The sequence below is a fragment of the Nocardia sp. JCM 34519.1 genome, from assembly GCF_020361265.1.
Lineage (GTDB): Bacteria > Actinomycetota > Actinomycetes > Mycobacteriales > Mycobacteriaceae > Nocardia > Nocardia arthritidis_A.
Window position 1 is genome coordinate 268295 of sequence record NZ_JAIRBR010000010.1, and the last position, 23621, is coordinate 291915.

A 23621-nucleotide genomic window follows, 5' to 3' on the forward strand; every position below is an offset into this window, starting at 1 on the left:
ATGACGCTGACAACGACCCGCCCGGCCCCGGTGACCGGTCCCCCGGCGGAGCCGACGACCGCGCACCGCCGCGACGTATTGAGCTGGGTGGCAACGCATTCGCTGGCGATCGCCGCCGCGCTGCTGTTCCTGATGCCGTTTGTCTTCCTCTTCCTTACCTCGGTGATGTCGGACCGGCAGGCCCTCACCTCCGACCTGCTGCCCGCCGAATGGCACTGGGGAAATTACGTGAAGGTCTGGCGCACACCGGGATTCCTCACCTGGTGGCGCAATACGCTCGTCTACGCGACGGCGGGCACGGCGCTCACCCTGCTGTCCAGCATCCCGGTGGCCTACGCACTGGCCAAATTCCGCTTCCGCGGCAGCAATCTGGCGCTGATGGCGGTGATCTCGATGATGATGCTGCCGCCGCAGGTCACCGTCATCCCGATGTATCTGGTGTGGTCCAAGCAGTTTCACCTCACCGGCTCGCTGTGGCCGCTGATCGTGCCGCTGGCCTTCGGCGACGCGTTCTCCATCTTTCTGCTGCGGCAATTCCTGCTCACCATTCCCGACGAATATCTGGAGGCGGCCAGGATCGACGGTTGTGGCTCGTTGCGCACACTGCTGCGGGTGGTGCTGCCGATGTCGCGGCCCGGCATCGCCGCCGTCGCGCTGTTCCAGTTCTTCTATTGCTGGAACGACTATTTCGGACCGCAGATCTACGCGAGCGAGAATCCGGCCGCCTGGACGCTCAGCTACGGCCTCGAGTCGTTCAAGAGCGAACACCACACCAATTGGAATCTCACCATGGCCGCGACGCTGCTGGTGATGGCGCCGGTGATCATCCTTTTCTTCTTCGCCCAGAAGGCCTTCATCGAGGGCGTGACACTGACAGGGGTCAAAGGCTGATGTCCGCACTGAAACTCGCCGTCGTCGGCGGCGGTTCCACCTACACCCCGGAATTGATCGACGGTTTCGCGCGGCTGCCCGACACACTGCCGGTGGGCGAGCTGGTATTGATCGATCCGGCCGTCGATCGGCTGGAACTCGTTGCCGGACTGGCCCGCCGGATCCTCGCCGCGCAGGGGCATCCAGGGCGGATCGAGACCGCCGCGACGGTGGACGCCGTGCGCGACGCCGACGCCGTGCTGTTACAGCTGCGGATCGGCGGGCAGGCCGCGCGCAACGAGGACGAGACCTGGCCGCTGGACTGCGGCTGTGTCGGGCAGGAGACGACCGGCGCGGGCGGGCTGGCCAAGGCGCTGCGCACGGTGCCCGTTGTGCTCGATATCGCCGAAAAGGTCCGTGCCGCTTGCCCGGAGGCGTGGATCGTGGACTTCACCAATCCGGTGGGCATCGTCACGCGCGCGCTGCAGAACGCGGGGCACCGAGCCGTCGGACTGTGCAATGTCGCGATCGGATTCCAGCGAAAGTTCGCGCGGCACTTGGGCGTCGATCCCGAGCTGATCCGGCTCGACCATATCGGCCTCAACCATCTCACCTGGGAGCGCGGGGTCACCTTGCTCGATCGGCCCGGCGCGGAGACCGGCCAGGAGGCGCTGCCGAAACTGCTCGCCGACTTCGGTGCGCAGATCGCCGAAGATATCCGGCTGCCAACAGAATTCGTCCGACGGCTGGGCGTCGTACCGTCGTACTACCTGCGCTACTTCTATCAGCACGACGCGGTGGTCGCGGAATCGCGGACCAAGGGTTCGCGGGCCGCGGAGGTGGCGGCCATCGAACGACAACTGCTGGACAGTTATGCCGATCCGGCACTGAACACCAAACCGGCGCTGCTCGAAAAACGCGGCGGCGCATACTATTCCGAGGCAGCGGTGCAGTTGCTCGGCGCGCTGCTCGGCACCGGCGGCGGCGTACACGTCGTCGACACCCGCAACGACGGCACGCTGCCGTTCCTGCCCGACGACGCCGTTATCGAGGTGCAGGCGCGGGTCGACGCGGGCACGGTGCGCCCGCTGCCGCAGCGGCCGGTCGAACCGCTCTTCGCCGGACTGATCGCGCATACCGCCGCCTACGAGGAGCTGGCGCTGCGAGCCGCGCTGGAGGGCGGGCGCGACCGGGTATTCGACGCGCTGCTGGCGCACCCGCTGGTCGGTCAGCTGGATACGGCCGACCGGCTCACCGATGAGCTCATCGCCCACAATCGCGCCTATCTGGCCTGGGCATGAACGAATCATGCCCGGCCCCAACGGAATCGAACGGGCAGCAGATGATGATTCGACGGGGGGTGGCGGTCGGATGACGGGTGGGCACGAGCAGGTTCCCGGCGTCCTCGCGATCGATGGCGGCAACAGCAAAACCGATATCGCCCTGGTCGCGCTCGACGGCACCGTCCTCGCCACCGCCCGCGGTGCGGGTTACGCCCCGTACCGCGACGGCGCCGAACGCGCGATCGGCGGCATCCGCCCGCTGGTCGAATCCGTCACCGAACAGGCCGGGCTGCGGCCGGGACGACTGCTCACCACCCGGGTCAGCGCCTGTATGGCCAACGTGGACTTGCCAATTGAAGAGGAACGGCTGCACGCCGCCATCGCGTCCGAGCCGTGGGGCCGGACGGCCGCCGTCACCAACGACACCTTCGGTCTGTTGCGCGCGGGCACCGACGGACCGCACGGGGTGGCGGTGGTGTGCGGGGCGGGCATCAATTGCGTCGGGCTACGACCGGATGGGCGGACCGCGCGATTCCCGGCCCTTGGCGCGTTGACCGGAGACTGGGGCGGTGGCTCGGGTATGGCCACCGCGGCCATGTGGCACGCGGCCCGCGCCGAGGACGGCCGGGGCGAGCCGACCGCGTTATCCGCCGCTATCGGAACGTATTTCGGGCTGCCGGGCGCCAATGCGGTGGCCGAGGCGATCCATCTCGGCGAGCTCGCCGAACATCGCCTGCACGAGCTGGTGCGGGTGCTCTTCGACACCGCCGAGGCGGGCGATCCGACGGCGTTGCGGCTGGTCGACCGGCAGGCCGACGAGATCACCCGGCTCACGCTGGTGGCGCTGCGCAGGCTCGAACTGCTCGATCAGCCGACACCGGTGGTCCTCGGCGGCGGTGTGCTCGCCGCCAGGCAACCGCTGTTGATCGACAATGTCACGGCCCGGCTCGCCGCCGCCGCACCGCTCGCCGAGCCCCGGATCGTCGTCGCCCCACCGGTTCTCGGCGCCGCACTGCTCGGACTCGACCACATCGGTGCGACCCCAGCCGCCCGGCACCGCCTGCGCGACGCCTACCCGACCACGATCATGCCGAGCGTTTCGCCGCGCGCGGACGGGCAGCGAACTCCGGTGCGCGACTGAGGGTTCAGAGCTTCAGCAGCGCCGCGAACGTCTCGCCGAGTACGGCGTCGCGGACCGCACCGGGTGTGGTCACCCGTTCGATCGTGGTGCGGGAGATCAGCGGATCGCCGTACGGCGCGTCCGAGCCGAACAACGTCCGCTCCGGCAGTTCGGCGATGGCCAGCTTCACCGCGAAAATCACCGGGGCGGTTGACAATTCGAGATACATATTGGGGGTGTCGCGAACCAGTTCGATGGCGGTGAGCCAGTTCGCCCCGCCCGCCTGACTGATCACCAGGGGCACCGGATAGCGGCGCGCCAATTCGGCCAGCGTGTGCAGATCGTCGTTGGTGGTCGGGGCGTAACCGTGCACGACCACCGGCAGCCCGCCGTGGTCGGCGGCGGCGCGCAGCACCGGCTCGATGCGCGCGGCCGCGCCCGGCGGCGGTGTCAACTCGCCGATGCCCCGCAGGCCGCGGCCGGCCACCTCACGCGCGACGTACTCCTCGATGTCGTCGGGCGCCAGATCGAGCCGGACCGTCCCGAAGCCGATGAAGCGGTCGGGGTGTGCGGCGAGCGCGTCATCCAATTCCCGCCAGGCCGTGCGGAAACTCTCCGGATCGGAGCGCCCGTCCAGCGCGGTCGCCAGCACGCTCATCTCGTCCCGGAACGTGGCCAGATCGGTGGCCCGCTCCGGATGCGGGCGGGTGGCGAACAGCACCGCACGGTCGATACCTGCCTCGTCGAGCAGTGCGATGTGGTCGCGCACCGGCTCGTGCACGTGGCTGTGGGCGTCGATGATCACGAAATCCTCCGGGTTGGTTCGGTTTGCGGAATACGACCGCCGACCGAGTGTTGAACCTTGACATTGTGGCAAGGTCAAGCGAAGGGATTTGCGCGGGTGTTGATCGGGCAGTTGGCCGAACGTACCGGCACCAGTGAGCGCCAGCTCCGCTATTACGAGCGCACCGGATTGCTCGACGCGCAGCGGCAGGCCAACGGATACCGCGACTACGACGGGTCCGCCGAGCACACGGTGCACCAGATCCGCGCCCTGCTCGCCGCCGGCCTGCCGACCCGGGTGATCAAGCAGGTACTGCCGTGCGCGCTGGGCGACGGCTCGCTGCGCCCGTGCCCGGGCATCGTGTCGACGCTGCGCACCCGGCTGGCCGAATTGGATGAGCGGGCAACGGAATTGGCCGATGCGCAGCGAACGCTGCGGCGGGTGATCGAGGCCGCCGAATCCGTGGGCTGATCAGAGGTCGGCGGGATCGCCGACGTGGGAGACGCCGCGGTCGTCGCGGCGGCGTTGCACATCGTGCAGCAGGATCGTCAACAGCTCGGTCAGCCGGCCGCGCTGTTCCGGATTCAGGCCGGATAAGAGTTCGACCTCTCTGGTGAGCACTCGGTCGACCGTGCGCTCCACCAGCCGATGCCCCGCCGGTGTCAGCTTGACCAGGACGCTTCGTCCGTCCGGGCCGGGACGGCGCTGCACCAGACCTTCGTTTTCGGCGCGGGCCACCCGCTGCGAGATCGCGCCCGCGGTGACCAGGGTCCGTTTGGCGAGTTCCCTGGTGGTCAGCGTGTAGGGCGGCGAACTACGGCGCAGCACACTGAGCAGATCCAGTGTGGCCGAATCGATTTCGGCGTCCGCCAAAACCCTTCTGCGATCTTCGCCGAATAGTTTGGCCAGCCGCCAGACGCGGGTGACGATGCCGATCGACTCGGTGGGCGTGCCGGGCCGTTCGCGCTGCCACGCCTCGGCGATCTCGTCCACCGGGTCCGGATCGGAACCGCCGCCGGTGTCCGATGCGAGCGCCATGAAGTACCTCCTCATTCGATGCCGACAAGGATAAACCGGTTGACGTTCAGCACTGAACGCTACTAGCGTTTAGACCTAAATAGATCGATTGGAGGACTTATGACTCGCACCGTTCTGGTCACCGGCGGAGGAACCGGGATCGGCTACGCGGTGGCCGACCGATTCAGCAAAGAAGGCGACGAAGTATATATCACCGGACGCCGCGAAGAGATTCTGCAAAAATGCGCTGCCGCATTGGGCGACAACGTGCACGCCCTGCCCTGCGACAATACCGATCCCGACCAGTTGGCCGCCGCCGTCGCCGAGCTGCCGGACCGAATCGACGTCCTCGTCAACAATGCGGGCGGCAATACCGACTTCACCACAACGCCGCGAGATGGGCTGCACGCGCTGGCCGACCGATGGCTGGCCAACCTCAATTCCAATGTGCTCAGCGCGGTGCTGACCACGCATGCCGTCGGCGACCGTCTCGCCACCGGCGGGACCGTCGTTCATATCGGCTCGATCGCCGCGGACCAGGGCGCCGGATCATACGGCGCCGCCAAGGCCGCGGTGGCGGCCTGGAATGTCGACCTCGCCCGCGAACTCGGCCCGCGCGGGATCACCTCGAATGTGGTGTCACCGGGATATATTCAGGACACCGAATTCTTCCACGACAAACTCACCGCGGACCGCATCGACTATCTGATCTCCCGCACGATGACCGGCAGAGCCGGTGCGCCCTCGGATATCGCGGAAACAATTTATTTTCTCGCCTCGCCCGGCGCCCGGCATATCACCGGGCAGGTAATCAATGTGAACGGTGGCGCATTCACCAGTCGATAGCGACTACTGCATCTTCAGTACGGCCGAATGCCTGCACCTGTATGACGACGACTACCGGGCCGCGGCTAGATCATCGAGCCCATGGCTACCTTTCTCAACCGGCTCGGCCGGTTCTGCTTCGAGAAACGGCGGATCGTCGCGCTGTTCTGGCTGGGTCTGCTGGCCGTGCTGGCATTCGGCGCGGCCAGATCGCCGGATGCGGCCGACAGCGCGATCTCCATGCCGGGCACGGAATCGCAGCGGGCATTCGACCTGCTCGATCAGCGCTTCCCCGGACTCGAATCCGATGGCGCGGACGCGCGAATCGTCTTCGCGGCGCCGCCCGGCCAGCAGATCACCGCCCCGCAGAACAAGGCGGTGGTCGACAAGGTGGTCGCGGATGTGGCGCACGGACCGCAGATCGCACGCGCAGTCGACCCGTTCCAGGCGGGCACGGTCAGCCAGGACAGGACGACGGCCTACGCGAGCATCAGCTATAACGCCGCCAGCAACAACATCACCGACGCGACCAAGTCCGTATTAGAGAAGGCGGGCGACGCGGGCCGCGCCTCCGGGCTCACCGTCGAATTCGGCGGCACGGTGCTGCAAGCGCCGCCCGAGATGGGCCCCACCGAGGTGATCGGCGTCGCCGTCGCAGCGGTCGTGCTGCTCATCACCTTCGGATCCCTTGCGGCGGCGGGACTTCCGCTCATCACCGCGCTGGTCGGCATCGGCTGCGGCGTCGCCGCCATCGTGACGCTCGGCCAGTCGTTCACCACCAGCATGCTGGCCATGATGCTCGGGCTCGCGGTCGGCATCGACTACGCGCTGTTCATCGTCTCCCGCTACCGGGCCGAGCGCGCCGCCGGGCACTGCGCGGTCGACGCCGCGGGCCGCGCGGTGGGCACGGCGGGGTCGGCGGTCGTCTTCGCCGGTCTCACCGTGGTCATCGCGCTCGCGGGACTGTCGGTGGTCGGTCTGCCCGTGCTCACCAAGATGGGTTCGGCGGCGGCGGGTACCGTGCTGGTCTCCGTATTGATCGCGCTGACCCTGCTGCCCGCGCTCCTCGGCTTCCTCCAGAACGCGGTGCTGCCACGCGGGTTCCGCACCCGCACGGACCGAAACACCAAGGACGGCTTGGGAGTTCGCTGGGCACGCTTCGTCATCCGCAGGCCGATCCCGGTGCTGCTGATCGCGGTGGCCGGGCTCGGCGCGCTCGCCTTGCCCGTGCGGGATCTGACGCTCGGCATGCCGAGCGATGCGACGAAACCGACCTCCACCACGCAGCGCCGCGCATACGATGCGCTCGCGGCGGGATTCGGTGTCGGCGCCAACGGACCGTTCACGGTGGTCGTCGATGCGAAGGACGCGGCCGACCCGAAGGCCGCGATGGCCGAGGCGGCGAAACTCCTCACGGGGACAAAGGGAATCGTTTCGGTCTCCCCGCCGATGCCCAATCAGGCCGGTGACACCGCCGTGCTAACCGCGATACCGGCGACATCGCCGACCGCCGACGCGACCAAGGATCTGGTGCCCACCCTGCGCGCCGAGTCGGGCGTGCTGCGTTCGGAGACCGGGGCGCGGATGCTGGTCACCGGGTCGACCGCGGTGAATATCGACATGTCGCAGAAGCTCACCGACGCGCTGCTGCCCTACCTGGCGGTGGTGGTCGGGCTGGCAATCCTGTTGCTGATCATCGTATTCCGATCACTGCTGGTTCCGCTCAAAGCGGCCCTGGGCTTCCTGCTCTCGGTGGGTGCGGCGCTCGGCGTGATCGTCGCGGTATTCCAATGGGGTTGGCTGGCCGATCAACTCGGCGTCGAGGCGACCGGGCCCGTGATGAGCCTGATGCCGATATTCCTCATCGGCCTGGTATTCGGCCTGGCAATGGATTACGAGGTCTTCCTGGTCACCCGGATCCGGGAAGCCTACGCGCACGGCGAATCTCCCGCCGCGGCCGTCGTCACCGGATTCCGGCACAACGCGAAGGTCGTCGCCGCCGCGGCGACCATCATGATCGCCGTCTTCGCCGGATTCGCGGGCACCAGCGATTCGATGATCAAGATGATGGGAATCGGCCTGGCGGCGGCGGTTTCGTTCGACGCGTTCGTCGTCCGCATGTCGGTGGTTCCGGCCGTGCTCGCACTGCTCGGCGACAAGGCGTGGTGGCTGCCGCGCCGCCTCGGGCGGATCCTGCCCAACGTGGATATCGAGGGCGACAGTCTGCGCGATCTCGACACACCCGATGAGACAGGCGAACTCGTATCCGCCCACGAGTGATGCGGCCAGCGCGGGGAAGGCCTTAGTTTCGGTGCACAGGAAGGGAGCCGATGTCCAGAGACTTGTGGCAGCCGCTGCAACGTCATCCGCGGCTGGTCGACATCACCCTCGCGGTCGCGCTGTGCGGGATCGCGCTCCTGGCAAGCACATTGGACACCAACGGCCGCGCACCCGAAATCGTCCGGCCCATCTCCCCCTCGGTCGTTCCGGTCGCCGCGATCGCCGCCGTCGCGCTGCTGTGGCATCGCAGCCGCCCGCGGGCCGTGCTCGCGGTGACCACCGGCTGCGGCATCGTCTTCGCGGCGATGGGGTACGACATCTCCGCGCCGCTCGTCGGCCCCACCTTCGTCGCGGCGTATTCCGTCGGCTGGCGGGCTGATCGCGATTCGGAGTACGTCTACCCGCCGCTCGCCGGGATCGTGCTGTTGACCGCGGCCCTGGTATTACGGCCCGGCCCGCTCTTCGGCGCGGGCCGGGTCACCCTCGTCGCCGGATTCCTGCTGGCCGGCGCCTTCGCCGAAATGTCGCGCAGCAGAAAGAACTATCTCGCCGCCATGCGCGCGCGGGCGGAACTGGCCGAACACACCAGGGAGGACGAGGCGCGCCACCGCGTCGCCGAGGAACGGGTCCGCATCGCCCGCGAACTGCACGATATCGTCGCCCACCACATGGCGCTCGCGCACGCGCAGGCATCCACCGCCGCGTACCTGGTGCGCACCAAACCCGAACAGGCGCAACAGGTTCTCGATCAGCTGGCCGCGACCACCGCGTCGGCGCTGCGCGAACTCGGGGCGACGGTCGGACTGCTGCGCCGCGAGGACGATCCGGAGGCTCCGCTGGAACCGGCGCCGGGACTGTCCCGCCTCCCGGAACTGCTCGCCTCGTTCGAGCAGATGGGATTGCGCGTCTCGCTGTCGGTGGTCGGTGAGCCACAAAAACTTTCCCCCGGTGTCGATCTGACGGCCTATCGAATCGTGCAGGAGGCCCTGACCAACGTCACCAAACACGCTCCGGCGGCGGCGGTTTCGGTCCGATTGGCCTATTCGCTTTCGCTGCTGACGATTACCGTCACCAACGACGCCGACGGCGCGCAGCAGCCCGGCGAAGCCGGATTCGGCCTGATCGGCATGAACGAGCGAGCCCTCTCCGTCGGCGGGCAATTCCTGGCCGGATCCCGGCCGGGCGGCGGCTTCGAGGTGTCGACGAGACTGCCGCTGGAACCGCGCGGGCAGGAGAACTGACGATGACCATCCGCGTCGTGATAGCCGACGACCAGGCGCTGCTGGCGGGCACCTTCCGGATGCTGATCGATTCCGCCGACGATATGACGGTGGTCGGCGTCGCCGGAAATGGAAGGCAGGCAATCGATCTCGCGCGCGCGACGAAACCCGACGTGGTCCTGATGGATATCCGCATGCCGGATCTCGACGGTCTGGCCGCGACCCAGGAGATCTGCCGAGATCCGGATCTGCAGACCACCCGGGTACTCATCCTCACCACCTTCGAACTCGACGAATACGTGGCCAGGGCGCTGCGTGCCGGGGCGAGCGGATTCCTCGGCAAAAGCGTGGGCCCGGAAGAACTCCTGAGCGCCATCCGCACCATCGCCGCAGGCGATGCCCTGCTGTCCCCCACTGCCACAAGGACACTCATCGCCCACTTCCTCGCCCGCCCCGCGGTGCACAATGTCACCGCCGATACGCTGACCGCGCTCACGGCTCGGGAGAGCGAGGTCGTGGAGTTGGTCGCCGAGGGGCTGTCCAACGAGGAGATCGCCGAACGAATGTTCTTGAGTCCACTCACCATTCGCACGCACGTGCAGCGCGCGATGTCGAAACTGGGCGCCCGCCACCGCGCCCAACTGGTCGTCATCGCATTCCAGTCCGGATTGGTTCGGGTCGAGCCGCCGCGCTGATGCCTTGTGCGGCAATACTTTCGAGGTGGTGTCTGATTGCGCTCCAACGCTTTTCGCGTACCAGGCAACATTTGCGTGCGTGCGCACGCATATAGTAACGTGTGTCGCGGCCCGATCTCCTACTCGCACAAGGCAACCCGGTTCGCCGCCGATCAGAACGGATTCGACGAAATGCCCGCATACCAACCCGAACAGGTCGATTACGAACTCGCGCACGCGTTCAACGACGGCGACCTCGAACGCGCCTGCTCCCTCTACGAGGCGGGAGCGGGCGTGCGCCGACTGGCCGAGGACGGCGGCACCGTCGCCACCGGCGACCAGGGCATCCGCGAGGCCATGGCCCGCTACGTGAACCTCACCCCCACCATGCGGATCATCGTCCACCACGTAACGCGCGCGGGCGATATCGCACTGCTGCGCAGCCAGTGGATCATCACCGGCACCGATACGGCGGGCGCACCGATAGAGTTGTCCCACAACGGCATCGAGGTCGTCCGGCAGCAAGCGGACGGCACCTGGAAATTCGTCATCGACCACCCCTACGGCGCCGACCCCGAGTTCGAACTCCCCGTCGCCGACATCCCCGCCCCGCCCGTCGGTTGAATCGACGCGAATCGGGTTCCCCAGTGCCGCCTTCTCCCTGGGACGTAAAGAATCCCCAAATGGAAGCATCGTCGGTGCGGCGTGGTGCTTCTAGGTTCGACTGTATGACTGATAAAGGATTTCGGTCGAACAGGCGACAGGTCTTGGGAGTGCTTGGCACTGCTGGGATTTCGGCGGTCGCGGCGTCCGTGGTTACCGGCGCCGTCTCGGGGGCACGGACCACCGCGCCCGCCGAACTGTCGTGTTCGACGATACTTTCACCAGAGGAAATCGAAGGCCCGTACTTCGTCGACAACGAGCCGGTGCGCGGCGATATCTCCGAGGGGAAGCCCGGGCTCCCGGTGAACCTGCGGCTGACGCTGATCGATGTCGGGTCGTGCACGCCGATGGTCAATGCCATGGTCGCGGTCTGGCACTGTGATGCCTTCGGCTTCTACTCCCGGTTCACCGACCAGCCGCCCAACGGTCCGGACGGACCGCCGATGCCGCCGCCCCCGGACGACGGAACCTTCCTGCGCGGCGTCCAGTTCACCGGCGCCGACGGCACGGCGACCTTCCGCACCGTCTTCCCCGGCTGGTATGTCGGCCGGGCCGTGCACATACATGTGAAGGTGAAGGCCAACGGCGGCAGCAGCTATATCCACACCGGCCAGCTGTATTTCGACGAATCGTTGACCGAGCAGGTCGCCGCCCTCGATCCGTACAACCAGCACGACTTCCGCCGCTGGCACAACGATGAGGACGATATCTACACCCAGCAGGGCGGCGCCGATTCGATGTTGACCGTGACACCGGTGAATCCCGACTCGCTCGCCGACGGACTCGACGCCTCGATCAACCTGGGCATCCAGCCGACCTGATACTTCAGTATCGGTCGGTGAAGTCGCGGAGCAGGGGTCCGGTGTCGGCGGGATCTTCGAGCATGGGGCTGTGGCCACAGTCGAGGGATTGGATGCGGATGGCCGGGACGCGGCGGTAGTCCGCGAAGGCGGACGGCTGCCAGCGGTGGTCCTGGGTGCCGTAGAGAAGCATTGTGGGAAGGGCGATTTCGGTGAGGCGATCGGGTTCGGTGCGCTCCCGCAGATAGGTGTCGGAGGCTGCGGAGCTGGCGGTGAGGCTGCGGTAGGTCATGCCCTTGAAGTCGGCGACAAGTTGGTCGGGGATTTGTACGTCTCGGGAGATGGCGCTGCTCATCGCGTAGCGGAGGGCGGGGGCGGGCAGGATGGACCAGAGGGGTTGGCCGATGGCGGGAATCAACAGAAGGTTGCCCAGCGGGCCGTTGTCGAGGAAGGCGTCGAGGCGCGGGCCGGTGTCGACGAGTGCGATGGCGCTGACGAGGGGGCGGCGTTGTTCGGCCAGCGCGGTGGCGACATAGCCGCCGGAAGAGTGGCCGACGAGTACCGCGTGGTCGACACCGAGCCGGTCGAGAACCGCACCGACTCGGGTGGCTTGTTCCGGAATGCTGTAGCCGGTATCGGGTTTATCGGATTTGCCGTGGCCCAGTAGGTCGATTCGCACGACGAAGCGACCCGCCATCGCGGGCATGATCGGATCCCACCAGGAGGTGGAGGCGGCGAGCCCGTGGATCAGGACCACCGCGTGCGAATCGGGTGTGCCGGTGGTGACCACGTGGATCGCGCCGCCGGGCAGGTCCATCATCTGCTCGCGGGACGAGTCAGCGTCGGCGGTCGCGACGGCCGCGGCATTACCGCCGACCAGCGCGAATACGATGGCGGCGGCGATACGGGCGATGCGGTGTCGTCGGTTCGGCAGTGCGGCGGCGGGATATCCGCGCATGAGAGCTCCTTCGGTAATCGGTGACACCACTACGCTGCTGCAGCGCAAGGGGATTCGTATTGAAGAAATGTCATCGGACATAGACTTGCGGTGTGAGCTGGGAAATCGCGCGACCGTCACGGATGTCCGCGTTGCGCGGCATCGATATGGCGGGGTTCCGGATTCGCGGTGACGGACCCGAATCGGTGCGCGCCATACCGCATCCGGCCGTCACGCTGGTCGTCGAATTCGGTGAGCGCAGTTTCGATATTCGCGATTCGGCGGGGCGCAGCCACTCGGGCAGCCTGGTCTGGGGGCTGGGCGGGAACGCGGCCCCGGCGCGGGTCGACACACTCGAATGTGTGCAAGTGCGCATGTCGCCGGTCGTCGCGGCCGCGGTGCTCGGATTTCCGCTCGCCGAACTCAGCGGGAATATGGTTGGGCTCGAGGATCTTTGGGGTCGCGAGGCGGTCCGTCTGCGGGAGCGGTTACACGAGACTGCCTGCTGGCAGGAGCGATTCGCGCTGGTCGACTCGATGCTGGCGCGACGTCACCGCGAAGACCGTCGGATGGATCCGGAGGTCGCGTGGGCGTGGTCTCGAATCATGGTCGGCCGTGGGCGGTTCCGGGTCGAAGAACTGGCCGCCCAGGTGGGATGGAGCCGCCAGTGGTTGTGGTCGCGCTTCGGCACCCAGATCGGGCTGACACCCAAACGCGCCGCCAAACTCGTTCGCTTCGACCATGCGGTGCATCGGCTGGTGCAGGGGCATTCACCCGCGCGAACGGCGATCGAGGGCGGATATGCGGACCAGTCACATCTCATTCGGGACATTCGCGAATTCACCGGCGTGCCACCGACATCCGCGGCGGTCGAACCCTGGCTGACGATCGACGACAGGGCGTGGCCGTCGACCGTTATCGGCAGGCCCGCGGGCGCCTGATATAGGCTTCCCACTGTTGGGAATATCGAAACAGTCTGCGCTGTAAGGTTTTGCTGTTGTTCGGCTCGACAGGACGGATATTGTGGAGGATCGGCTGCCCGAGGCGGAATCCGATGGCGCCCAGCAGGATACGCGGCGGCCATCACGAGCGGTCTCCGGGTGGACCCTCGGTTTGACCTGCCTGGCGATCGTGGCGGCCGGTGTGATCGTCGCCGGGTTGCTGCACAAACCGGAGCCCGAGCTGACGACGAAACCGATTCCGAAGACGTCCGAAGCGCCACCGGCCAAGGTCGTCGAGCCGCCGGTGACCTACCCGGTGACGATTCCGGGTTGTGACACGGTCGAGCCACCATCCAAAGGCGGATTGCACGGTGTGGTCGGCACGATGCCGTATACCTATGACAATCCGGCCTATCCATGGTTCACCGGCGCCAAAGCCGAAGCGATGACGCAGGCGCTGCGGAACGCCCTACCGAGCGGTGTCGAAATTGCCTTCGCTCCAATCGAGAAATCACTGGTGTTCCGGCCCATCCCGATAATGAGCGGAGAACCGGACAAGTTGCCCGACGGCACCACCGATGCGGACGCCACCGTGGTTCGTGGCGATCTCTCGGGCTCACTATGGGTTACGGTGCGGCAGTCGACCCGCCCGATTCCGCCGCCGTGTGTGGCCGGATCATTGGACGAACGGCGGCATCTTGCCGACGGCGTTGTCGCCGACACCCGAGACAGCTGGTTCGAGGTCGGCTCGACGCGCACCCGTACCCGCACGGTCGATGCGTACCTGCCCGACGGCACCGTCGTCAGAGCCGAGGCCAACGATTCCCTGCCGGACCAGAAAGGCCACTCCGGCGGTGTGCCATTGACCATCGATGAGCTGGTGACGATGACTACTTCCGCACCCCAACTCCGGGTCACCACACCGGCCCCACCCGCGACGCCGGAACCACCCCAAGGCTGCAGTGCTTCCGGTTCCGGCAAGAGCATCGACCGGAACACGGCCACCCGACTGAACGCGGTATTGGCGCGAATCCCGTTGGACGGACTCGCCCTCGACCGGCCACTCGGCGATCTGCACCCCGGTGGTTTCGGCTTTCCCCGTCCTACCGGCACCGTTGACGGGCTGTGCCAGATGGTCCGGGTAACCGCCGGGCAGGAGCGCTCGGATTTATCGATCGCGATCGGTACGCGCCCTCCGGACGGCGACGAGGAGGAACACGGAACCACCCGGCAACTGCCGAATGGGGTGAGCGTCCAGCATCAGGAGTACGGGGTTTCCGGCAGCGAACCGAATTCGACGATGAAGTCCGGCAGGACCGTGATCATTACCTACGCCTCGGGTTCGTGGGTCTCGATATCCTCCGCCGGGACGCCACCGCTGACGTACGACCAGCTCGAGGCGATCGCGCTGACGCCAGGACTCGAGGTGTCCTGATGCGCCGAATTCCCGGTCTGCGCAACCTGTTACTTGCCGCCGCCACGGCGCTGATCACCACCATCGGCGCGGTCGTCGTGATCCTGCAACCGGCCGACACCACACGCAAGATCACGGGTACCAATGCCGCTGCGCCTGGCCTCGGCTGGTCGCTCGACGCCGCGACCACATACGGGCATGCGGGCGCACGATTCCGCGATCCCACCGATGGCACCCAATCCGACATGCACACAATAGGATTCGTCGACGCGGGCGCCACCCTGCTGACCGTGCTGGGCATCCCGAACGGGGATACGCGCGAACTGCGCAATCCCGAGCTGTTCGGTATCGACGCCGCGACCGGCACCACCCGCTGGCGGACGCCTGCCCCCGATTTGGACCGCTGCGCGGCCGCTCCCGTCGACGGCCGTCTGGTCTGCCATACCTTCGGGGGCGCCAGCGGAAAGCCCGCGTTGATCGGCTATGACATCGCTACCGGATCCGTCACTCGGACGCCGACCGATTGGGATGTCCTCGGCCTCGCCGCGATGGGCGATCACCTGTACGTGACCGAGAAGGACTACGACTCCTATTCCGACGACTTGTCTGTGCACGCCGGAACCCTCACGAATCCCGACGCGTTCTGGACACGCACCTTCGCCGACGCAGACAGCTCCGGCTCGATAGATGTATCGCACGGACAGGGCGTTCTCGGCCTCGGTGGGAACGGCATCGGATTCGATCTGGCGACAGGGGCTCCCACCTGGACCACCGAACGGATCCCGTGTTCGGAGACCAGCACGATGAGCCCCGCATTGGTCGTCCGCATCCGAGCGGAATGCCATAACGGCGTCATCGGCTCCGACCTCATCGACCGCACCGGCCGCACCATTGCCAGCACCGACCGAAATATCACCCACCGCATATCGATCGATGCACCCGCCGACGATTCCGTGCCGATCCTGCTCGCCGACAGCGCATACGACCGCCGCACCGGCGCCTTGGTATGGACCAGCCCGGACCTGCGGTCCACCACATCCGATCCCAAATCGCTCAGCGGCACCGCGATCGCCGTACTCGGCGATACCGCACTGCTGCAAGATCTCATGGCGCGCACCATGACTGGTCTCGATATGCACACCGGGCGCCGGCTCTGGCAGTTCCGGGACGACCGGCTCCCCTCGCTGGGAGACTGGGACGGCAGCCGCGCGGTATTCATCGATACCGACGGACTGCGGGCGATCGACCTACGAACAGGTAAGACCGTCTGGGATATTCCGTTCCTGGCCATCAATGACAAACCGCACACGTTCGACGACCAGGGCCACCTCACCGCGCACCGCGGCGGCCGATATTTCTATACCTCCGCCCGCACCATGATCAGCCTGCGCCCACTCCCCTGACCTGCCCGGAAACGTCGAATCCGTTGCCTGGCACGGTGATTCCGCATCAGGTGAACAACGAACCGGTGCGCGGGTTGATAAGGAACGGTACGCCGTTCACGAAACACGCACTGCCGGTGTTGATTCCGACCCGATGCACCTCGATATCGAGTCTTCCCACCGAAATCTGACCGTCGGGTGCGAATTGACGCACCTCGATGGCGTGCCAGCCGACGTTGCCGGGCGTCCAGAGCACCTGCGGGTCGCTGTTCGCGTCGAGGGTGACCGGCTGCAACTGTATTCCGTTGTCGGTGATCTCGTACCGGCTGCCCGCCGGATTCGTAATGCCCGCCATGATCGTCTGCGGGCAGCCCATCACCGGCCCCTCATTACCGGTGTTGTAGACGATGATGCCGACGATATCCGCACCGGCGTGCGGCATAGCGGGAAGTATGGCCGCGACCGAACATGCCGCGATGGCCAGGCCACGCCGGAAAAGCTCAACTGTCATGATGCGGATCCCTTCGGTGAGATGTTCATCGATCAGGGTCGTGCCGTGTCAGCAGCCGTCGGCTTTCACCTTCCGCGTCATTGTCCAACACCGTGGCAGTGGCCCCGACAGCGCCCCGACCGCGAGCTCGGTGCCAAGGTCGTCAAGGGCGAAATGCGATGGGGCTGAACCAAATTCATTCATGAACCAGGACCGAGTACTCGGCCTGCACCGAAGCGACGGTGCGGACACTCGCGGTGGTGCCCCAGACGGGAGTCGAACCCGCTTACGGCCGCTTTAGAGGCGGCTGCTCGGCCGTCGAGCTTCTGGGACTGTTGGGGTGACAGGCACGCCACCGGTCACCTCATCATGACCGATCAGGCTACGTCCGGGTCGTAGATCCGTTCCCGCAGTTCGATATTCGCGATCTCGTCCCTGGCGGCCGGGTACTCCTCGGCCGTCAGGGAACGCCCGAGTTCGTCCAGCGTGCGCAGCACGATCACTGGCTCATCCGGCAACGATGCCGTAATCCTCGCCGAACCACACCCAGTCCGGATTCCGGCTGTAGGAATCGAGGGTTCGGGTGACGCTGCGGCGCGAGGTGGGCCAGGGGTCGCCGTAGGTGATGGTGCCCGCGTCGGCGTCGAAGCCGTAGATGACCTGTGCGTGCCCGCCGCCCGCTGTCCAGGCGATGCCGGTGAGGATGGGCCGGTTCGCGGAGATTTCGGTGACCACCTGGGTCATCGAGAGCGGTGCGCCTACCGCGGCGGTGAAGCCGATTTTCCGGAAGGCCGCGGCGATCTGTTCGAGCGAGGCCGCCGCGTTGGGGCAGCCTTCGGCGGTTGTGCCGTGCACCAGTTCGCAGTATTCGCGTTGGCCGATAGGGTGATTCAGGTAGGTGGCGATGGACGATCCGTTGGCGGCCCAGCACCATTGGTCCTCCGTTTGAATTTGCTGGAAGTACGGCAGGATTCGTGCGCCGGATACGGAGATTCGCGGTTCCGGGACCGGGGGCAGATTCGGGGTGACAACGAGGCCGTGCGGGCGCGCGGGATCGGCGCTCGCGATACCGCCGGATGCGCTGACGACGAATACTGCGATGACGTTGAAAAGAAGTTTCCATTTCGGTCGCACACCGCCTCCTTTCCACGGAAATGCCCGAAATTATGCATACATCCGAAGTGAGCGCAACTCGAACGGCTCGAATCACCCCAGCAGACTGGCATTTTGCACAAGCTTCTTTATCGCGGATTGTATTCGGCACCGGATCATAAAATTCACGGAGATTCTATATTGACCGGAGCGCCGCCGGTCTGGAACACTCTCGACTCATTCCATTCGGAAGTTGGATCGGTCAAGGATCTCTTCCCATTTCGCTCCGCAGTGGGCCGATCATGCAGGTCTGTCGTCGTCAGGAGGAATCTTGCAGTATTCGCGTTTATCCGCCGCGCTCGTCCTCGCGGTGGCGGCCGGACTCATCGCCGACGGCGCCGCGGGCGCCGAACCGGGTGCGCCGGAGGTGAAACATCACGCCTTCGGGCTCGATCGCGGGGCCGCGCACGACAGTCTCGGCCGCGACACGACCGTCGGTCTCGCGTTGCCGGTCGACGTCGGTGCGGCGGGCGCGCCGCCCGCTTCGTATTCATTGCAACGGTTCGCTTTACCCGCGGGCGATCAGGGGCCGGTCGGATCGTGTGTCACCTGGGCTACGGGCTACACCGGATACGGCATTCTGATGAACGAGCAGCAGATCGGCGGCGGACCGCAAGCACCGATGTACATCTACTCGCAGATCGCGAAGGGTAACGACACCGGAACATATGCGGGCGTCGCGCTGCCGCTGGAACAACAGCAGGGCATCGACACGAAATCCGACTATTGGCAGGGCGATTTCGACTACACGACCCAACCCGATGCCGCGGAACGCGCGAACGCCGCACACTACAAACTATCCGGAGCGAAGGATCTCACCAAGGGCGATATCGTCACCAACATCAAACAGGCAATCGCGTCTGGCCTGCCGGTACCCTTCGGATTCGATGTCAGGGAAAGTTTCGAGAATCTGGACGCCACCAATTATCAATACAATCCGTCGCCCCGGGAAAGAATCCTCGGCGGGCACGAGGTCACCATCGTCGGCTACGACGCGAACGGTGTCACCATCGAGAACTCATGGGGTGCGAGCTGGGGCCACAACGGCTTCTTCACCGCACCCTGGTCGTTCATAACCGGCGGAGATGTCAACGAAATCCATTCGATGGGCCGACTACTTCCCGCCTGACCCGATGCGGACCGGGTCGGCAGGTCGCAGGAGCGGGCACGCGTCTAATAACCCGGCGCGAGCCGATCCGGTCCCACAGATATTCGTCGTACTCGCGATCTTCGCGGTAGTAGCGCTGGGTGAGCGGCGTGAGCCGATTGATTTCGGCGACCGTGACCGCATGGCTGGCGGGCTTCCCCGATCCTCGTTCTGGACCGAGTACATCGATCATGTGTCGAACAGCTGTATGTGGACGTAGCGATTCGATACGTCCCGCTCGTCAACGGTGACGATCCGGTGTACCGACTTGCCGTCCGAGTGTCGGTAGATGTCCTCGGACTGCAGGATCGATGGCGAGGTGTCCAGCGGCGGCCCCGCGATGGTGGTCTCGGTGACCCGGTACACCTTGTTCAGCTGCGCCGAGAATTTCGATGCGGTCAACAGCAGGGTGAGGCCCTGCTGATCGGTGGATAGCGCCAGTTGATACAGCGTGTCGATGCCACTCTCCGACCGAGCGCCGAGAACGGTGACGCCCTGTGGGATGACGATTCCGCCGAATTCAGCGGCCTCCCTGATGGTGTCGGCGACCGACGAAGTTGGGGTCACCTGCGACCGCTGGTCCGCGTCCCGGTGTTCGCCCCCGCAGCCGATCATGGCCACCATCATAGTAATCAGACCGGCGAGAGCGCCGGCCAGCCTCACTCGCCGTATTCCGCGCATCGGATGCATCATCGGGTGGGGTCACTCCTGTCGCCGTCTCGGCTGTCGTGCGCACCGGGCAGGTTGATCGGTCCGGTCGAAGGGATCGTCCTCTCGTATCGTCGGACCCCGCTGGCACCGATATCTTGCACATCCAACTTGAAGCCGACGAGCTTGGATACATCGACGGCGAAATCGACCATTGAGCCCCCATGTTTGCGCGATACACAGACTAACCAGCGCGGTCGCAGCCTAACAGCCTCACGCGGGTGCCTTCGTTCCGGGCTCGGCCACCGGCGAAGTCGGTGCCAGCACCTGCAGGCAGCCTGCGCTGATACTGAGTTGGCTTGTGCCGCATGGAATTCGGCCTTATTCGGTGCCCGATCCGTCAACGACCGGTGTCGTCGGCTACGTGGAGGGCGGCCATCACCTCATCGCGGCGGACGAGGTATGAGAACAGCGGGTTCGGGTTTTCGATCTTGTACATGAGTTCGTGGAGTAAATCGCGTTCGGTCGGGGTTATCGTGATCTGTCCGTTCGCGAGGGATGCGGCCAAGGTGTCGACCGCGAGTTCGGCGCCGGCATGTTCCCACAGCTCTTCGATCGACCGTGTGACGTCTTGATCGATGCGTCGGCCGTGAGCATCGAGCCTGTCGCGCAGGCTGTCCAGCAAAGGCTCGAACCGTTCCTGCCACCACTGCGTATTCGCTTGCATCTCAACCCAATACGACGCTGGGAGATCAGGATCGGGTGCAGTGACGACCTCGCCGGTTGCTATCCGGGATCGGAGCGAACAGTCGAGGATGCGGCCGTCGAATGTCCCGATCATCACGCGATAGCCGGTGTAGGCCAATGACAGTGGCTCGACGGCGATTCGATGCACGCCGAGTCGGAGTGCCTGACGCCAGCGTACGGACCCGTCGGCGGAATCGAGCGCGACGATCTCGCCGGAACTGAGGCCCGCGAGAATCAGGTCTTCGACGATTTCCAGCGCTGTGATGGGAACGTCGGCGGCGAAGACCCACTCCGCTTCGCCGTCCGGCAGACGCCGCCGCACGACAAAGGTGTTGCCGGGCAACAGCCCTCGCCCGTCATGGACCTGTCCGGCGTGCACTATCGCGGTGCCGAGGTCGTCGCGCACGTACAGTCCGGGACCACCGAAGAGGTGTTTGTCGCGGCGGGTATCCCATTCCAGCGGGAACAAGCGCCGCACCCGTGGGTGCGCGCCCTCGCGCGGATCGATGGCAACGATCCACTTCCCGAGATGCGGCTCGGTGTCGGAATCACCTCGCAGGAAATAGAATTCGGGTGCGTAGCGGACGTCGAACCAATGGTTGAACAGGTCGTATCGGCCCAGTCGAACCTCTGCGACCAGATCGCCCTCGGGGGAAATCAGCTGGGTGTCCGGTCCAGCGCCGCGGCTCGAGTGGTCGCTGTCGCGCAAGGCGATCCAGCCGTCGACGGTGCTCGCGGCGACAACCGGATGTCCGGGCGCGAATTCTGTTATCGGCACACCACTTTCGAGGGATATGCGTTCAACGACTCGCGGCCGCCGCTGCCATCCTTCGCCCGCGACCCAGAGTTGCGGCGCGTCGGATACCACCGACGCCGAGTGTTCGTCGGGCGACACCACGACTTGCCTGCCGTCGCCGGAGATCGACCACTCCTGCTCGCCGCTGGGCAGCCAGCACTCCAGCGTCGTTCCCTCCAGCGCGGCGAGAACCCGGCGGTCGCTCAACGATTGCAGCGCCCATACCGACTGGCGCGGCGACCAACGTTTTCCCTGGAATTCGTAGTCGCCCGCGCCGAGGGAGGGAACGCACTGCTCCGGATCCGGCGATCTCGTACCGACTTTCAGCTCAGCCTGCTTCGTCGGCGAAAACATGCCATCTGCGGCGGTCGTCCAATCATCTTGCGCGAAGAAGGCGAGGTATCGCCTTCACCAGCGGTCTGAGCGCGTCGGCGTCATTGGTGTTGGCGGCCGAAATACCCACGGCCAGTGGGATTCCGGCGCGATCGGAGAGCACGTGGATCTTCGAACCAGCCTTGCCGCGGTCAACCGGACTCGGCCCCGCCATAGAGCCCCTTTTTCGCTCGTACCGACGCCGCATCGATCACCGCCCGCGACCAGTCGATCAAGCCCTGACTACCCAGCTCATCGAGCACCGCGCGATGTAGGCGACGCCATAAACCGGCCTCGGTCCAAGCGGTGAACCGCCGATGCGCCGTTGACACAGTGGCCCCGAACGACGGCGGAAGCATCCGCCACGCACAACCGCTGGTCAGCACAAACACCACCGCAGTGAACACCGCCCGCTCCTCAACAGGCGCAGTGCCCCCGCCCTGGCGACGTGGCTCGAACCTCGGCAACAAAGGCTAGGCCAACACCCACAACTCATCCAGCACCAACCGCCGCGACAACTCGTCGACCACGGCCGAACATCATGCGGCACAACCAGTTACGACACACCGGAAACGACTGTCCGTTCCCGAACCGGAATCTGAGGCAACGCCCGAACTCCGCCAACGACTTAGGGCGAGGCGCCATTGGATCTTGCTCGTTCTCGGCGGCGTTGCCGTTCGCTGAACGAAGGTCGATGGCGTCGGGGTCTGTTCAGAGCGCGTAGTTACGGACCAATTGCAGGGCCTTCGCAGCATGCGGGCCCTGCGTGATGAGGCCGCTGTCCTCGGGTTTAAGACGTTGCGCGCCGACGCGGCAGAACTCGCCCGCCGAGCCGCGGATCACCGAATCGGCGTTGTCGTCGCCGAAGACCCACAGGTCGCCGCTGGGACCGACGAGTTCGCAGCGCACCGGACCACCCTCTGTGCCGGACGCGGCAAGGGCATACGGCAAAGTGCGGTGGGCGAGGCGGGCGATGAGCCAAAGCCGGTCGCTGTCCGGATATTTCATGCCGAGCGGTTCTGTGATGTCCAGCAGATGGGCCCAGTGCTCGGCGACGCGGGTCGCCGCCAAGGTGCGCGGTGACAACGGAATGGTGACCCAATGCAGTCGGGCACCCTCCGGACAAGCACGCAGCCCGGCCAGCGTCGCGGCCGATGCCCGCCGCCAGCGCTCTAGCAGTTCAGTACCCGGGGGCCCCTCGCTCGGCCGCGACCAGCAGGTCCATTGCTTCGTCGACCGAGAGCTCACCGCGCCGCGGGATATCCGCGTCGGTCCCGCGGACCGATGCCAAGGCGAACTCCTCGGTCTGAGCCAGATGCAGCACCGTGTCCGCGACCGTCCACCCGGCCGCCGCCGACGGTGCGCTCCACTCGTGCGGCTTCAACGCAGCCAGCACCTGGTCCACCTGTTGGTACTCGGCGGCCAAGCCGTCGAACGGATCTACGTTGATCATCCAGTCCACCCTCCGAAACAGCTGCCGCCGCAGTCTCGTCCGGATTCTTCCCGCAGTTGCCGCCCGTCGCAATGGTCAGCCCGGAGCCGGCCGCGACCATCACCGGCCCACCAGAACAACAGATCCTCGGCGGAATTCTCCGCCTCCACTGTCAACTGACATCCACCGGATAACCGGGCGCACTGCGCAGCAGCGGCCACAGTCCCCGCTCGATACGAGATGACGCGCGAACTGCGGTGGCAGAACCGTCAGCATGAGCAAGATTCATTGGCACAGAGCACGATTGACTGGCACAGGACACCCCGAACCCGCAATACACGCCCCAGCCGCGCCAACTACACCTGGACAGCGCCAGCCGCATGCCAACCAAATCTGGACTGCGCCAACAACATCTGGACAGGACAACGACGTGAGACACCGACTTGGCGCCGCATAAGTGCCACGTCGCGCTCCCTTGAAGGGGGGTCCGGGGGGCGAAGCCCCGCCGGGCGGGGTGTGGGGGGGGGGCCCCCCCAAAAAGGTACGAAACGAGAAACCGCGAACGCGCAGGGTGAGCCAGAGCCGTCCAACGAGGGGCGTGTGCGGCGGGGGTCATGAAACCCCCCC

Annotated in this window: 24 protein-coding genes and 1 pseudogene; 14 read left to right on the forward strand and 11 right to left on the reverse strand. The window is 65.9% G+C overall.

Annotated features, from left to right (window positions below; all coding sequences use genetic code 11):
- The 3 genes from LGY53_RS24815 (at window position 1) to LGY53_RS24825 (ending at window position 3294) form a co-directional block, all read left to right on the forward strand.
- Window positions 1-891 (forward strand): carbohydrate ABC transporter permease, encoded by an 891-nt coding sequence (locus LGY53_RS24815; RefSeq protein WP_225729101.1) that lies wholly within the window; start codon window positions 1-3, stop codon window positions 889-891.
- Window positions 891-2171, forward strand: a complete 1281-nt coding sequence (locus LGY53_RS24820) for a 6-phospho-beta-glucosidase (RefSeq protein ID WP_225729102.1) — start codon at window positions 891-893, stop codon at window positions 2169-2171. The genes LGY53_RS24815 and LGY53_RS24820 overlap by 1 nt, the downstream gene beginning before the upstream one ends.
- 70 nt (window positions 2172-2241) lie before the next feature.
- Window positions 2242-3294 carry an N-acetylglucosamine kinase gene (locus LGY53_RS24825; RefSeq protein ID WP_225729103.1) on the forward strand — a complete coding sequence of 351 codons (1053 nt, stop codon included), beginning with the start codon at window positions 2242-2244 and terminating at the stop codon, window positions 3292-3294.
- Between the two features lie 4 nt (window positions 3295-3298).
- On the opposite strand, the gene LGY53_RS24830 is transcribed toward LGY53_RS24825, so the two are convergent.
- Window positions 3299-4078, reverse strand: coding sequence for an amidohydrolase family protein (locus tag LGY53_RS24830; protein ID WP_225729104.1), 780 nt, complete (start codon window positions 4076-4078; stop codon window positions 3299-3301).
- A 96-nt stretch (window positions 4079-4174) separates the two neighbouring features.
- Between LGY53_RS24830 and LGY53_RS24835 the strand changes: the two genes are divergently transcribed.
- Window positions 4175-4528, forward strand: a complete 354-nt coding sequence (locus LGY53_RS24835) for a MerR family transcriptional regulator (RefSeq protein ID WP_225729105.1) — start codon at window positions 4175-4177, stop codon at window positions 4526-4528.
- Here LGY53_RS24835 and LGY53_RS24840 read toward each other — a convergent pair whose 3' ends face one another.
- Window positions 4529-5095 (reverse strand): MarR family winged helix-turn-helix transcriptional regulator, encoded by a 567-nt coding sequence (locus LGY53_RS24840; RefSeq protein WP_225729106.1) that lies wholly within the window; start codon window positions 5093-5095, stop codon window positions 4529-4531.
- A 99-nt stretch (window positions 5096-5194) separates the two neighbouring features.
- Between LGY53_RS24840 and LGY53_RS24845 the strand changes: the two genes are divergently transcribed.
- The 6 genes from LGY53_RS24845 to LGY53_RS24870 all read left to right on the forward strand — a co-directional run bounded on the left by LGY53_RS24845 (window position 5195) and on the right by LGY53_RS24870 (window position 11557).
- Window positions 5195-5920 (forward strand): SDR family NAD(P)-dependent oxidoreductase, encoded by a 726-nt coding sequence (locus tag LGY53_RS24845; protein WP_225729107.1) that lies wholly within the window; start codon window positions 5195-5197, stop codon window positions 5918-5920.
- A gap of 81 nt (window positions 5921-6001) precedes the next feature.
- Complete coding sequence (locus LGY53_RS24850) at window positions 6002-8179, forward strand: MMPL family transporter (RefSeq protein ID WP_225729108.1); 2178 nt, start codon at window positions 6002-6004, stop codon at window positions 8177-8179.
- A 50-nt stretch (window positions 8180-8229) separates the two neighbouring features.
- Window positions 8230-9420 (forward strand): sensor histidine kinase, encoded by a 1191-nt coding sequence (locus LGY53_RS24855; RefSeq protein ID WP_225729109.1) that lies wholly within the window; start codon window positions 8230-8232, stop codon window positions 9418-9420.
- Between the two features lie 2 nt (window positions 9421-9422).
- Window positions 9423-10094 (forward strand): response regulator transcription factor, encoded by a 672-nt coding sequence (locus tag LGY53_RS24860; protein WP_225729110.1) that lies wholly within the window; start codon window positions 9423-9425, stop codon window positions 10092-10094.
- A gap of 171 nt (window positions 10095-10265) precedes the next feature.
- Window positions 10266-10697: a nuclear transport factor 2 family protein gene (locus tag LGY53_RS24865; protein WP_225729111.1), complete on the forward strand. Its 432-nt coding sequence runs from the start codon at window positions 10266-10268 to the stop codon at window positions 10695-10697.
- Window positions 10698-10846: 149 nt separating this feature from the next.
- Complete coding sequence (locus LGY53_RS24870) at window positions 10847-11557, forward strand: intradiol ring-cleavage dioxygenase (RefSeq protein WP_225729112.1); 711 nt, start codon at window positions 10847-10849, stop codon at window positions 11555-11557.
- Window positions 11558-11561: 4 nt separating this feature from the next.
- Here LGY53_RS24870 and LGY53_RS24875 read toward each other — a convergent pair whose 3' ends face one another.
- Window positions 11562-12494, reverse strand: a complete 933-nt coding sequence (locus LGY53_RS24875; protein WP_225729113.1) for an alpha/beta fold hydrolase — start codon at window positions 12492-12494, stop codon at window positions 11562-11564.
- Between the two features lie 92 nt (window positions 12495-12586).
- On the opposite strand from LGY53_RS24875, the gene LGY53_RS44205 reads away from it, so the two are divergent.
- The 3 genes from LGY53_RS44205 to LGY53_RS24890 all read left to right on the forward strand — a co-directional run bounded on the left by LGY53_RS44205 (window position 12587) and on the right by LGY53_RS24890 (window position 16231).
- Window positions 12587-13414 (forward strand): AraC family transcriptional regulator, encoded by an 828-nt coding sequence (locus LGY53_RS44205; protein ID WP_225729114.1) that lies wholly within the window; start codon window positions 12587-12589, stop codon window positions 13412-13414.
- Between the two features lie 82 nt (window positions 13415-13496).
- Window positions 13497-14849 (forward strand): hypothetical protein, encoded by a 1353-nt coding sequence (locus LGY53_RS24885; protein WP_225729115.1) that lies wholly within the window; start codon window positions 13497-13499, stop codon window positions 14847-14849.
- On the forward strand, window positions 14849-16231 hold the full coding sequence (locus LGY53_RS24890) for a PQQ-binding-like beta-propeller repeat protein (RefSeq protein ID WP_225729116.1): 1383 nt from the start codon (window positions 14849-14851) through the stop codon (window positions 16229-16231). The genes LGY53_RS24885 and LGY53_RS24890 overlap by 1 nt, the downstream gene beginning before the upstream one ends.
- 46 nt (window positions 16232-16277) lie before the next feature.
- Here LGY53_RS24890 and LGY53_RS24895 read toward each other — a convergent pair whose 3' ends face one another.
- From LGY53_RS24895 to LGY53_RS24905, 3 genes are all read right to left on the reverse strand, one after another.
- On the reverse strand, window positions 16278-16721 hold the full coding sequence (locus LGY53_RS24895) for a hypothetical protein (protein WP_225729117.1): 444 nt from the start codon (window positions 16719-16721) through the stop codon (window positions 16278-16280).
- 356 nt (window positions 16722-17077) lie between these two features.
- On the reverse strand, window positions 17078-17218 hold the full coding sequence (locus LGY53_RS24900) for a hypothetical protein (protein WP_225729118.1): 141 nt from the start codon (window positions 17216-17218) through the stop codon (window positions 17078-17080).
- Complete coding sequence (locus LGY53_RS24905; RefSeq protein ID WP_225729119.1) at window positions 17208-17834, reverse strand: papain-like cysteine protease family protein; 627 nt, start codon at window positions 17832-17834, stop codon at window positions 17208-17210. Before LGY53_RS24905 ends, LGY53_RS24900 begins: the two co-directional genes overlap by 11 nt.
- A 289-nt stretch (window positions 17835-18123) precedes the next feature.
- On the opposite strand from LGY53_RS24905, the gene LGY53_RS24910 reads away from it, so the two are divergent.
- Entirely contained in the window at window positions 18124-18981 is an 858-nt protein-coding gene (locus LGY53_RS24910; RefSeq protein WP_225729120.1) for a C1 family peptidase, read from the forward strand.
- A 207-nt stretch (window positions 18982-19188) separates the two neighbouring features.
- On the opposite strand, the gene LGY53_RS24915 is transcribed toward LGY53_RS24910, so the two are convergent.
- The 5 genes and pseudogenes from LGY53_RS24915 to LGY53_RS43700 form a co-directional block, all read right to left on the reverse strand.
- Window positions 19189-19614 (reverse strand): hypothetical protein, encoded by a 426-nt coding sequence (locus LGY53_RS24915; RefSeq protein WP_225729121.1) that lies wholly within the window; start codon window positions 19612-19614, stop codon window positions 19189-19191.
- Window positions 19615-20047: 433 nt separating this feature from the next.
- Window positions 20048-21544, reverse strand: coding sequence for a hypothetical protein (locus LGY53_RS24920; RefSeq protein ID WP_225729122.1), 1497 nt, complete (start codon window positions 21542-21544; stop codon window positions 20048-20050).
- 43 nt (window positions 21545-21587) lie between these two features.
- Window positions 21588-22032: pseudogene (locus tag LGY53_RS24925) on the reverse strand (IS5 family transposase); the annotation flags it as partial.
- Between the two features lie 241 nt (window positions 22033-22273).
- Window positions 22274-22810, reverse strand: a complete 537-nt coding sequence (locus LGY53_RS24930) for a maleylpyruvate isomerase family mycothiol-dependent enzyme (protein WP_308102988.1) — start codon at window positions 22808-22810, stop codon at window positions 22274-22276.
- A complete protein-coding gene (locus LGY53_RS43700; protein WP_255670209.1) occupies window positions 22743-23015 on the reverse strand; it encodes a maleylpyruvate isomerase N-terminal domain-containing protein in 273 nt (90 codons plus the stop codon). Before LGY53_RS43700 ends, LGY53_RS24930 begins: the two co-directional genes overlap by 68 nt.
- Window positions 23016-23621: the final 606 nt, after the last annotated feature.

Coding starts and splice junctions, on each gene's coding strand:
- LGY53_RS24815 (WP_225729101.1), top strand. CDS start 1: ATGACGCTGACAACGACCCGCCCGGCCCCGGTGACCGGTCCCCCGGCG.
- LGY53_RS24820 (WP_225729102.1), top strand. CDS start 891: ATGTCCGCACTGAAACTCGCCGTCGTCGGCGGCGGTTCCACCTACACC.
- LGY53_RS24825 (WP_225729103.1), top strand. CDS start 2,242: ATGACGGGTGGGCACGAGCAGGTTCCCGGCGTCCTCGCGATCGATGGC.
- LGY53_RS24840 (WP_225729106.1), bottom strand. CDS start 5,095: ATGGCGCTCGCATCGGACACCGGCGGCGGTTCCGATCCGGACCCGGTG.
- LGY53_RS24845 (WP_225729107.1), top strand. CDS start 5,195: ATGACTCGCACCGTTCTGGTCACCGGCGGAGGAACCGGGATCGGCTAC.
- LGY53_RS24850 (WP_225729108.1), top strand. CDS start 6,002: ATGGCTACCTTTCTCAACCGGCTCGGCCGGTTCTGCTTCGAGAAACGG.
- LGY53_RS24855 (WP_225729109.1), top strand. CDS start 8,230: ATGTCCAGAGACTTGTGGCAGCCGCTGCAACGTCATCCGCGGCTGGTC.
- LGY53_RS24860 (WP_225729110.1), top strand. CDS start 9,423: ATGACCATCCGCGTCGTGATAGCCGACGACCAGGCGCTGCTGGCGGGC.
- LGY53_RS24865 (WP_225729111.1), top strand. CDS start 10,266: ATGCCCGCATACCAACCCGAACAGGTCGATTACGAACTCGCGCACGCG.
- LGY53_RS24875 (WP_225729113.1), bottom strand. CDS start 12,494: ATGCGCGGATATCCCGCCGCCGCACTGCCGAACCGACGACACCGCATC.
- LGY53_RS24890 (WP_225729116.1), top strand. CDS start 14,849: ATGCGCCGAATTCCCGGTCTGCGCAACCTGTTACTTGCCGCCGCCACG.
- LGY53_RS24895 (WP_225729117.1), bottom strand. CDS start 16,721: ATGACAGTTGAGCTTTTCCGGCGTGGCCTGGCCATCGCGGCATGTTCG.
- LGY53_RS24915 (WP_225729121.1), bottom strand. CDS start 19,614: ATGATCGGCTGCGGGGGCGAACACCGGGACGCGGACCAGCGGTCGCAG.
- LGY53_RS24920 (WP_225729122.1), bottom strand. CDS start 21,544: ATGTTTTCGCCGACGAAGCAGGCTGAGCTGAAAGTCGGTACGAGATCG.
- LGY53_RS43700 (WP_255670209.1), bottom strand. CDS start 23,015: ATGATCAACGTAGATCCGTTCGACGGCTTGGCCGCCGAGTACCAACAG.